General features: G+C 42.1%; 10 protein-coding genes. 5 read left to right on the top strand and 5 right to left on the bottom strand.

Going from position 1 to position 10511, the window contains the following annotated elements; all coding sequences use genetic code 11:
- Together AB204_RS10170 and AB204_RS10165 are read right to left on the bottom strand one after the other, a co-directional pair.
- Nucleotides 1-529 (bottom strand): YopJ family acetyltransferase (locus tag AB204_RS10170; RefSeq protein WP_047963271.1); only part of this gene is annotated, 529 nt, incomplete at its 3' end.
- Nucleotides 530-596: 67 nt separating this feature from the next.
- The gene (locus tag AB204_RS10165) at nt 597-2288 is read right to left on the bottom strand and encodes a cholesterol oxidase substrate-binding domain-containing protein (RefSeq protein WP_047963270.1); all 1692 of its coding nucleotides are present in this window, start codon (nt 2286-2288) and stop codon (nt 597-599) included.
- A gap of 361 nt (nt 2289-2649) precedes the next feature.
- Between AB204_RS10165 and syd the strand changes: the two genes are divergently transcribed.
- The 4 genes from syd (at nt 2650) to AB204_RS10145 (ending at nt 5410) form a co-directional block, all read left to right on the top strand.
- Nucleotides 2650-3216: a SecY-interacting protein gene (gene syd / locus AB204_RS10160; RefSeq protein ID WP_047963269.1), complete on the top strand. Its 567-nt coding sequence runs from the start codon at nt 2650-2652 to the stop codon at nt 3214-3216.
- Nucleotides 3217-3847: 631 nt separating this feature from the next.
- Nucleotides 3848-4174: a YqcC family protein gene (locus AB204_RS10155; protein WP_047963268.1), complete on the top strand. Its 327-nt coding sequence runs from the start codon at nt 3848-3850 to the stop codon at nt 4172-4174.
- Nucleotide 4175: 1 nt separating this feature from the next.
- Nucleotides 4176-4928, top strand: coding sequence for a tRNA pseudouridine(65) synthase TruC (gene truC / locus AB204_RS10150; RefSeq protein WP_047963267.1), 753 nt, complete (start codon nt 4176-4178; stop codon nt 4926-4928).
- Between the two features lie 35 nt (nt 4929-4963).
- Complete coding sequence (locus AB204_RS10145; protein ID WP_047963266.1) at nt 4964-5410, top strand: flavodoxin; 447 nt, start codon at nt 4964-4966, stop codon at nt 5408-5410.
- Between the two features lie 98 nt (nt 5411-5508).
- Here the strand turns inward: AB204_RS10145 and AB204_RS10140 are convergent, their stop codons facing one another.
- Nucleotides 5509-5895, bottom strand: coding sequence for a DUF3461 family protein (locus AB204_RS10140; RefSeq protein WP_047963265.1), 387 nt, complete (start codon nt 5893-5895; stop codon nt 5509-5511).
- Nucleotides 5896-6131: 236 nt separating this feature from the next.
- Here AB204_RS10140 and AB204_RS10135 point away from each other — a divergent pair, with 236 nt between their 5' ends.
- Complete coding sequence (locus tag AB204_RS10135) at nt 6132-6767, top strand: hypothetical protein (protein ID WP_047963264.1); 636 nt, start codon at nt 6132-6134, stop codon at nt 6765-6767.
- A gap of 129 nt (nt 6768-6896) precedes the next feature.
- Here AB204_RS10135 and dapD read toward each other — a convergent pair whose 3' ends face one another.
- On the bottom strand, nt 6897-7721 hold the full coding sequence (gene dapD / locus AB204_RS10130) for a 2,3,4,5-tetrahydropyridine-2,6-dicarboxylate N-succinyltransferase (RefSeq protein WP_047963263.1): 825 nt from the start codon (nt 7719-7721) through the stop codon (nt 6897-6899).
- Between the two features lie 37 nt (nt 7722-7758).
- Entirely contained in the window at nt 7759-10413 is a 2655-nt protein-coding gene (gene glnD, locus AB204_RS10125; protein WP_047963262.1) for a bifunctional uridylyltransferase/uridylyl-removing protein GlnD, read from the bottom strand.
- Nucleotides 10414-10511: the final 98 nt, after the last annotated feature.

The raw sequence follows: 10511 nt of genomic DNA, 5'->3' as shown, positions 1-10511 counted from the left end.
ATATATCATTAGCAAAAATTCTTTTATGGAGTCTTTCAAAATCTCGAGCATATATGTACATTTTTTTCAAAAAATGTAAAGAAAAAAGCAGGCAATCTCCGGGGCTATTTTGTATCTGAGTATAAATATAGAGCGTTTTTAAATTAGGTTTATTATAACCGTGGAGATCAAATGGAATGGATATATTGGCTCCAAGACTTGAATCTACAATTATAAGAGAAATATTATTTTTTTCATCTTTAAATGCATTCACTGCTGCAAAATGGACACCTCCAAAAGCTGTTGTTTTGATGATGTATCGTTTATGTTGGCGAGGATTAAGAGATGATGTATCTTCAATAAGCGAGGCTGTTTTATCTATGATTGATGGATGGAAATTCATATTAGGGTGTTTTCGATTCAGGGAATTCAATATATAAGCAGTGTTAACGTCATCTAAAGTAATATTGTTAAACTGTAAATTTTTTTCTTTTATTTGTTTAATTTCTTTTATGTAGGAAATTAAACTTTCTCTATTTTCTCTATGCATTTTTGTTCCCCATGTTTTTATGTATAGTAGATATAAAAATATATATCTACTATTTGTTAAGATGACTTTATTCAGAAAGTAATTTATCTAATAAAGGCGATCTGAATACGTGATGTGGATCGTATTTCTGCAATGCAGAAATTGCTGATTTCCAATTGTTATCGACAGGCAATCCATCAGTGAATGAAGCGGGAATTATTTTGGTTAAAACTTCTTTATCTTCCCACGCAACGTTGGTGCCATAAGCCCAACCTTTACTCCATTCAACACGGGCTGAGGCATAAGAACCATCAAATTCTTTGAATAGCCATTGTTCAAATTGTCGGCAAAATTCAATGGCGTAAGGTGTGTTTGGAAAGGTTAATATATCGAGCCAGACTGCAACATCCCATTCAGGTTGATCTAAACGGGGGCGGATAGCAGATAAACTGGGAACAACCGCCTTTTCATGCAGGACGTCGGCAGGATCATCTAAGCCAGTGACTCTGATTTCAATAGGGCCGTTGATGGGGTATCGCCCCTGATTTGCAAATTCATGCATTAACTTTTGCCATTCGGTATGAAATTTATTCAAAACGCGCTGGATATCAGCACGGCGCGTTAATACCGCATAACCATTTGCTGTAACACGCAGTGTTGTTGGTTTCACATACAGCAATAGGTTTTTACTCCAACCCCAGATATCCTTCTCGTGACCTTGTAAGGCGGTATTTGTCAGTTGATATTGCATCTCACTGACCAGAGGCGTTATTGCAGGGAAGCCAGAAAGGATGTTATCCATGATATTCGATATAGCTGGTGAAATATTATCGGAAAATGGATAGTTATAGGGTGTTTTAACCTCAATACTAGAAGCTGGCTTGGTTGGCTCCACACTCCAGACTTTTAGCCATGGGAAGTTTGTGAAAGGAAATAAAATAATTTCAGCCCGACCGCTTTTATTTAGAAAATGACTAAAAGTTCGATTACTTTCTGAAGATTCGGGATCGGCAAATAATTCAGCCACTGGGATATTAGTGAAGCTCTGGCACCGTAAGCGTTGATTTTCACCAGCCTGAAACTGGACTTCTAAAATCAGGGAACAACCTAAGTGGGTTAATAGTGGTGCACAATTTGGATCACTTCGCTCAAAACGCTTGATGATATATTGCTGGGTTGCTGCATCCCACACAACAGCAGACAGGGACAATATTGTGTTACTCAGAGAGCCGTATGTGTGCCCGGGAAGTGGCGTTTCGTCCAGTGCTTTAATGGCAGTTCCATGCCCGCCTATTGCGAGCACGCCCCCTAATGTTAAATCACCGGGAGCAGGCGTTGCGGTGAAACCAAGATTTTGATCCTCCATTTGGGTCATTAGCGCTTCCATCAATATACCTGTTTGTGCGGTTACGATAGAAAATTGGGGACGGTGTTCGATATTGACGTGAGTAAAATGCTCAGAGAGATCCATCAACATAATACGATTTTTGAAGCTTTGCCCTGATTCCAGAATCAATGGTGACCAATTATGAGATTGTCCGACAATTCTTAGCTTATAATTTTCCTTCCATGCCCAATTGGCGACTGAAATAACCTCTTCAGCAGAACGTGGTATACAGCATGGTACATTGTGTGCCTGAACTTCTCCTGACCAATTTTTAAAGTTTAAATTTTTCCAGATAATATTGTTAGGAAAATTAGGTAAGTTATATTCTATTTCGGTAATAATTTCATCTTGTAAATAATTTTCATCTTGTCGATTTAGATTTGATGTGGTCATTATTTGTTGCCTTAATTTTTATCTTATGAGGTTTGGGTTTTTTAATATGAATTTAAAGCTAAATCCGTTTATGGCGGATTATTTACCATGCCATGTGTTCACTGTATGTATGATATTTACTTGATTGGGTATAGGGTAATATATAGTCACCATTAAATACGGGTCTTATAGGCTAGATACGAGAGTAATCTAATTTTTGGCATTTATTGTAATAGGTGACAGGTATTCAGATAAAGGAAGTCATGCCAACACTTTTTCATAAAAATGGTAACATCACTCTTTGGTTGTTATTTTGCTAAAAAACGTATAGGAATAAGTAGGATAACATGATAAACCTGAAAATGATGGATGACATAATCATATGACCTTTAATGTGACAGAAGCTAATGTGACAGAAGCACTCTCTGACTTCACCCGACGCTATGTTGAATTGTGGCAAGAGAAAACAGGTTTTCCGCCAGCCAGCAGCGATCTGTATGGCATACCTTCACCTTGTATTGAACGTACCGGAGATGGTGTAGTGCATTGGCTTCCCCAGCCGTTTTCTGTCCGGGAAAAACTCCAGAAGGTAGAAACAGCGCTGGATATCTGTTTGCAAAGTGCTATCCATGATTACTATGTGACGCAGCTTGCGGGTGATATGACGGCCAGTTTTGAAGGGCAAAATTTCAGTTTGATTCAGGTATGGAGTGAAGATGATTTTATTCGGCTACAGGAAAATCTGATTGGTCATCTTGTCACACAGAAGCGATTAAAGCTCTCACCAACCGTATTTATTGGCACGACTGATTCCGATATGGGGCTGGTTTCTGTATGTAATCTGACTGGTCAGGTGATTCTGGAACAGTTTGGCAGTAACGAAAGGACAATGTTATCGGCAAATCTGGCAAGTTTCCTCTCGGTTATCAATCCTGTTGTGTGCAGTTAGTTGAAGATATTGGTGTGATCTTTTGTAAGAGATATCTCACATGGTGCGTGAGATATTTCTTTTAATCATAATGTGAATGTTAGTGCGTGAAATTATTTCTATTTTATATCAATATCATACAGGATGTGACCGCAGTATCCTTTTTATCATATCACTGACTGTTCCTGTTCAGTCGCTTGTTCCAACCTCCCAAATCATAGATTCTTTTACTGTTCCGTAAGGAATCACAGCAAAACAATAACCAGGGAATAAATCCATCGGGAAGATGGTTCAGGGAAGGAAAGGTAAGGGCAGGAGCGCCAAATGCCATTATCGCCAGATACTATCAGTATAATAATTGAGCAGTACAACGATTGAGTAAAGGATGACAGACAAGGATGTATTTTTGTCAGGGAATGAGCAGGAAGCGATTTATTTAGCAGGATTGCTATGACAGATAAATTAAGAGGAGGGATTTTATCTCTCCTCTTTTTTTATCATCCTTAAACCACCTCTTTAAGAGGCAGTGATTGTTTCATTTTATCTTATCGCAAGTTTTCCGCTGAAATCGTATCAATGATACTCTTACGTTCCAATGACGTGGTGACAGCTTTTGTCATCTGAGCCACAGCTAAGTATCAGACGAAAAATCATGAGTATCGAGAAACAAATTCTAAATAAATTACAGTCAATTGAAGTCACCATGAAAGCGGTAGGCTTATGGCAAGATTATCCTCCTAAACCAGAATCTTTTGAAAGCACCGAGCCTTTTTCCATTGATACGATGTCAGCGGAAGAGTGGCTACAATGGGTATTAATTCCAAGAATGCGCGCTTTAATAGAACAAAAAGCCAACTTGCCGACGGCATTTTCTGTCGCTCCGTATTTTGAGGAAGTTTATAAAGAAGAGACAGAACGTTATTTACCTTTGCTTGAACACTTACGGGCATTGGACAGCCTGTTTACGCAGGACACTTGATATGCTGGATATTATTTATCAGGATGAACATATTGTTGCGGTTAATAAGCCCGCGGGTTGGTTAGTCCATCGCAGTTGGTTGGCGCGCCATGAAACTGTTTTTGTGATGCAGACGCTGCGCGATCAAATAGGGCAGCATGTTTTTCCTGTCCACCGTTTGGACAGGCCGACATCTGGTGTCTTATTAATGGCGCTTTCAAGTGAAGTAGCCAGAACACTTGCACAACAATTTGAATTCCACGAGATACAAAAAACGTATCATGCTGTTGTGCGAGGTTATGTTGAAGGTGATGATATTATCGACTACGCCTTAATGGAACAGTTGGATAAAATTGCGGATAAATTTGCTGATACAGACCGGGAAGCGCAGTCAGCAATTACACATTACCGTTCATTGGCAAAAGTTGAGTGTCCGGTTGAAATAGGACGTTACCCGACATCACGTTTCAGCCTGTTGGAGCTGATGCCCAAAACAGGTCGTAAGCATCAATTGCGGCGTCATATGGCACATATCCGGCACCCCATCATCGGGGATAGCACGCACGGCGATTTGCGGCAAAATCGAGGAGTTGCTAAACATTATCAGATTGGCAGATTAATGCTGCATGCCAGCCACCTTCGGCTCAAGCATCCCGTGACAGGAGAAGAGCTTCTTTTAACCGCCCGGTGGGATCAGTCGTGGCAGCATTTGCTTGAACAATTTGGCTGGCAGGGTATTGTGCCTGATTTGGCATGTTTAACTACTCATGAATGAACGTAGTATCAAACCGATTAAAGAGATCAATATTTATGGCAAAGATTGGTATTTTCGTTGGTACAGTTTATGGCAATGCGTTGGCCGTTGCGGAAGAAGCACAGCAGATCCTCAGGCAGCAAGGGCATGAGGTTGAGATCTTTGAAGATGCAACCTTAGAGCAATGGCGAGAGTATCTGCAACAAATTGTTTTAGTTGTCACTTCGACGACGGGGCAAGGCGATCTGCCTGATAATATCCAGCCGCTTTATGTAGAGTTGAATGATAAGTTGGGCTATCAGCCTGATTTGCGTTATGGCGTAATTGCGCTGGGTGACAGTAGTTACGACACTTTCTGCGGAGGTGGTCGTACCTTTGATAAATTGTTACAGGAGCAGGGAGCCAAACGAATCGGGGATATACTGCTGATTGATGCTATTGAGGTAGTTGAACCTGAAGTCTTCGCCCTGAACTGGATTGAGGAGTGGGGAACTTTGCTGTAGGAAAGTACTTTGTCACACCGCTTATACCTTTACCCTGTTTAAAATACCAAGAGCTTGAAACGCAGGAGGATAAGCGGTGTTGTGACATTGCTGACGTGTTACTTACGGGTCAGCTTTTCCAAATCTGCTTCGATTTCTGCAATCTTATTGGCAACCACATGCTCAAGATGACGTAAGTCGTCGAGAATTTTGTGTTTCAAATCCACTTCGATCTGGTCACGTCTGCAAATTTGATCCAGCTCTTCGATCACATAACGCAGGTTGGTGTTGATCTCTTTGACTTCTTTGTAACCTTGGCCGGAATTCTCGTCAGAGATGGTTTTCAACTGGCGTGGGTACTTAAATTTAACGCTCTTGGCGAAGAACTCGCCTTTGTCCTTGCGGAAATAAATCTTCAGAATGTCGTTGTTAGCTTCCTGACGGAGGCTATAGCGATCAATATCTTCAGGATGCGTGATCCCCAAACTTTTCAAATTATCGTACATAGCGCGTCACCTAGTCACCTAAATGAAATGGAAAAGGCAAAAAAATAGTGGATTTATTATCCATTTCGTCATTGTTAAAAGTCAATCGGTTAATGGCTAACAAAAAAAATGGAACAATAAAGTAACAGGTTTTCTTATTGAACTTAAGATTCAATCAAACTAATATCGCATGAAGAAATATTCATCAATTTGATAACTGTGTTATTCATTTTATGTCCGTTAAGTGGGGGGAGTACATGCCAAAAAGATTGGTAGATCCTGCAAAGATTAATGAAGTTTTTGCTCCTTTGAACGAAGGTTCAGATAATCACGACCTCTATATCTCATTAATGGATGGGACAGATATCACAAATGAAATTAAAGGATTATCACTTTCTCCGGGCTATCGTATGGTTCGTGTTGATGGGCGGTTGAATGACTGGATTCGTCAGTCTCATTTCGAGTTGGCTTTGATTAACGATATATCAAAAGAGGTTGCTTATTATAACCGAGTGGTTATACAGCCAGATGTTGTATTAAATTGCCGCCCTGTAACACAAATTCTTGTTTGGCGTATTAGGACACCTCAGCATCGGGCAGTTCTACGCGACTTAGCTGGCAAAGTGTTTTTTGATTATTTAATTGAACGGTACAACGTGATTGTATCGGATATGAACCAGACCACGGATGGTATGGCTTTTTGGCAGGATCGGATGTATGACGCGTTAACATACGATATGCACGTCTATGCTTATGACATGATTACTTGTGAATTGCGCAAGATCCTGACTCAGGATGATGTTAGCCATCAAGAAGTATGGTTGTGGGGAGATCCTGAACATCATCAGAATAGGTTGGCAATCATTTCTAAAAATGAGTTACCTATTGAATAGGGTTGCTTAGACAAGTCACCTCTGTACGTAATGATAGTTTATTCTGCGTCCTCAATAAAGCGGCTACATAGACATGTAGCCGCGCAATAATGATTTTAACTTACTTATGAAGCAGAGAAATTATGACTGTTAGTCAATATTTCTCAGCAATTCATTAATACCCACTTTGCCACGCGTTTTGGCATCAACCTTTTTCACGATAACGGCGCAGTACAGGCTGTAACTGCCGTCTTTTGAAGGCAAATTACCGGAGACTACAACAGAACCTGCTGGTACGCGGCCATAATGAATTTCGCCGGTTTCGCGATCATAGATCTTAGTGCTCTGGCCGATGTAGACACCCATTGAGATCACAGAGCCTTCTTCCACGATAACGCCTTCTACGATTTCAGAGCGGGCACCGATAAAGCAGTTATCTTCAATGATGGTCGGATTGGCTTGTAATGGTTCCAGAACACCACCAATACCAACGCCGCCAGATAAATGAACATTTTTGCCGATTTGGGCACAAGAACCGACAGTTGCCCAAGTGTCTACCATCGTGCCTTCATCCACATAAGCACCAAGGTTGACGTAAGATGGCATTAACACAGTATTACGGGCGATATACGCACCCTGACGGACAGCCGCAGGAGGTACGACGCGGAATCCTTCTTTTTCGAAACGAGCCTGATCATAATCAGCAAATTTCATGGGTACTTTGTCGAAATAGCGGCTTTCAGCACCTTCCATAACTTGGTTGTCATTAATACGGAAGGAAAGCAACACGGCTTTTTTCAGCCATTGGTGAGTTACCCATTGCCCATCGATCTTTTCAGCGACGCGCAGTTTGCCGTTATCGAGCATCTGGATGACTTGATTAATAGCATCACGAGTCGTTCCATCAACGGTGACGGGTGTGATGTTTACGCGATTTTCAAACGCACTTTCGATAGTAGCTTGTAATTGCTGCATAATTATGCGGTTCCTAATTTCTGTTAAGAGAATTTTGCTATAGTTTATCCCGTGTGTTGAGGGCTTCTGTCAACCTTTCTGATAATTCATCCCTGATTTTTTTATGTAAGGCATTTTGATCTTTATCTGCCAGTACAAAAAAATCTTCAACGCGTTCGCCAATAGTGGTAATGCGCGCACCATGTAAGGAAACACCCAATTCAGCGAAAATATTGCCTACCCGTGCCAATAATCCGGGCTGATCTAACGCAATTAATTCCATATAGGAGCGACGAATATTTTTTGTTGGCAAAAAACTCACTTTGGTTGGCACATTGAAATGACGTAATTTAGAAGGCAGATTACGCGCCTTTGGTACTTTAGGATGAGGATCATTCACGACTTTCAGTAAGGCTCGACGGATAGGTTCGTGGCGATCAAGAGCCAATGGATGACCGCTAGGTTCCAAAACGACAAATGTATCCATCGCCATCCCATCACGATTAGTGAAGATTTGGGCATCATGAACACTTAAATTGCGTCGGTCCAATTCCCCGACAACAGCAGCGAAAAGAGAAGGCCTGTCTTGACACCAAATAAAAATTTCAGTGCCGCCATGAGAAAAAGCGGTGCTGATCAAAACCATTGGTTCTGCAGAGAAAGGATGGATGAGATGGCTGGCATGCCAGGCTAATTGATCGGGACTATGACGTAAAAAATAATCGGCATGACAGCGGCCCCAAATATAATGTAATCGTTCTTCGTCAATATTTTCTTGCCGCAGCAGAGCTAATGCCTGTAATCGGTTGTTACGGACACGTTCCCGTAAATCAGGGATATTCTGAATGCCTTGGCGCAATTGGGCTTCAGTGGCGAAATAGAGTTCACGTATCAGGCTTTGCTTCCAACTATTCCAAAGTTTGGCATTAGTCGCGCAGATATCAGCAACGGTCAGGCAGACCAAATGATTTAAGCGATTTTGATTTTTGACCACACTGGCAAATTGCTGGATAACCTCAGGATCTTGAATATCCCGCCGTTGAGCAGTGACTGACATCAGCAAATGGTCGCGAACCAGCCATTCCACTAATTCTGCTTCGCGGTTTGTCAGGCCATGCTGTTGTGCGAATAAATAAGCATCTTTGGCTCCAAGTTCAGAATGGTCGCCATTGCGCCCTTTGGCAATATCGTGGAAAAAAGCCGCCAGCCGCAATAGTTCTGGCTGAAGAAGGCGTGGGTAAAGCTCGACACATAGGGGGTGGATCACGCGGTTGTTTTCATCAGCAAAGCTTTCCAGTTTTTGCAGTACCCGAATGGTATGTTCGTCAACCGTATACGCATGAAAAAGGTCAAATTGCATCTGGCCGACAATGTTGCTCCAATGCGGCATGTAAGCGCCTAATACGCTATGGTGGTGCATCGGGAGCAGAGCACTTCCGACTGCACGGGGATGGCGTAGAATATCCATGAAAATCTTTCGTGCTTCGGACAAATCACACAAGGGAGTTGTCAGATTTCTACGGGCATAGCGAAGCTGGCGCAGTGTTGTGGAATAGATGCCTTTGATTTCACGATGTTCAGCCATGTGATAAAACATTTTCAAAATTGATGTGGGATCACGGCTAAACAGTGTTTCATCGATTAAATCGATAAGGTTTCCTCGTAACTGAAACTCAGCATTCAAGGGACGCGGTTTTTCATTGGGTTGCAATGTCAGAATGGCCTCATCAAACAGTTGCAGCAGCATGTTATTCAGTTCACTGACACGACGGGTCATGCGATAGAAATCTTTCATCATCCGTTCGACAGGCTGATTGCGTTCACCTTCATAGCCCAGCAATTGGGCGACGCTGACCTGACGTTCAAACAAGAGTCGATTATCATAGCGGGTAACGACCAAATGAAGCGCAAAACGGATACGCCAGAGAAAATTTTGGCATTCGTTCAATTCGTTGCGCTCTTCCTGGGTCAGAAAGCCAAAACCAACCATTTCATCTAGCGATTTTGCGCCAAAATGGCGATGAGCAACCCAAAGTAACGTGTGAATATCGCGTAATCCACCCGGACTACTTTTGATATCGGGTTCCAGATTGTAACTGGTGCTGTGATAACGCTGATGACGTTCTTGTTGCTCAGAGAGCTTAGCCGAGAAAAATCGGGCTGATGGCCAGAAATCATCACTGAAAATATATTTCTGCAAGCGTAGAAATAGAGGTAAGTCTCCATCAATTAAACGGGCTTCAATGAGGTTTGTGGCAATAGTCAGATCGGAAAGCCCTTGTTGTTTACACTCTTCGAACGTTCTGACACTGTGGCCCACTGCCAGACGGATATCCCAGAGTAGAGTAATAAATTTTCCGATACGAGCGGATTGTTCTTCACTCAATGGAGACTCACTGAGAATCAGTAGATCAATATCGGAAAGAGGGTGCAACTCGCGGCGACCGTAACCACCTACTGCAATCAGAGAAAGGGAGGCTATCTGGTCAAACCCCTGTTCCTGCCATAATTGTTTTAAAAGTTGATCAATATAGTCACTGCGAGCATAAATCAGTGCGTTCGGCGAAATGCCCGCCTTAAATGCCTGTTCAAGCCATAGCTGAAATTCATCAATATGTTGTTTCAGGGCAGAAAGTTGAAGGTCGCTGTGGGAAAACTCCACTGGAGACAGGGGCGGAATGAGCGCTTGTGCTAAGGAAATATCGGCTGGCATATGCGGAAACCTATGGTGAGGAAGCTCATGAGGAAACAAACCATAATGACCAGATTACTGAGAAACGCGTGAGATGAACAGGGATTATTGCCAGAGAA

This window comes from Xenorhabdus khoisanae (assembly GCF_001037465.1).
In the GTDB taxonomy this organism is placed as follows: domain Bacteria; phylum Pseudomonadota; class Gammaproteobacteria; order Enterobacterales; family Enterobacteriaceae; genus Xenorhabdus; species Xenorhabdus khoisanae.
Note: the sequence above shows the minus strand (reverse complement) of the source record. Positions and strands in the feature narration are given on the sequence as shown.

Excerpts from the sequence above, each read along its gene's own strand:
- AB204_RS10145 (WP_047963266.1), top strand. The coding sequence starts at position 4,964 with ATGGCAAAGATTGGTATTTTCGTTGGTACAGTTTATGGCAATGCGTTG.
- AB204_RS10165 (WP_047963270.1), bottom strand. The coding sequence starts at position 2,288 with ATGACCACATCAAATCTAAATCGACAAGATGAAAATTATTTACAAGAT.
- AB204_RS10135 (WP_047963264.1), top strand. The coding sequence starts at position 6,132 with ATGCCAAAAAGATTGGTAGATCCTGCAAAGATTAATGAAGTTTTTGCT.
- AB204_RS10155 (WP_047963268.1), top strand. The coding sequence starts at position 3,848 with ATGAGTATCGAGAAACAAATTCTAAATAAATTACAGTCAATTGAAGTC.
- syd (WP_047963269.1), top strand. The coding sequence starts at position 2,650 with ATGACCTTTAATGTGACAGAAGCTAATGTGACAGAAGCACTCTCTGAC.
- AB204_RS10140 (WP_047963265.1), bottom strand. The coding sequence starts at position 5,895 with ATGTACGATAATTTGAAAAGTTTGGGGATCACGCATCCTGAAGATATT.
- dapD (WP_047963263.1), bottom strand. The coding sequence starts at position 7,721 with ATGCAGCAATTACAAGCTACTATCGAAAGTGCGTTTGAAAATCGCGTA.
- truC (WP_047963267.1), top strand. The coding sequence starts at position 4,176 with ATGCTGGATATTATTTATCAGGATGAACATATTGTTGCGGTTAATAAG.
- glnD (WP_047963262.1), bottom strand. The coding sequence starts at position 10,413 with ATGCCAGCCGATATTTCCTTAGCACAAGCGCTCATTCCGCCCCTGTCT.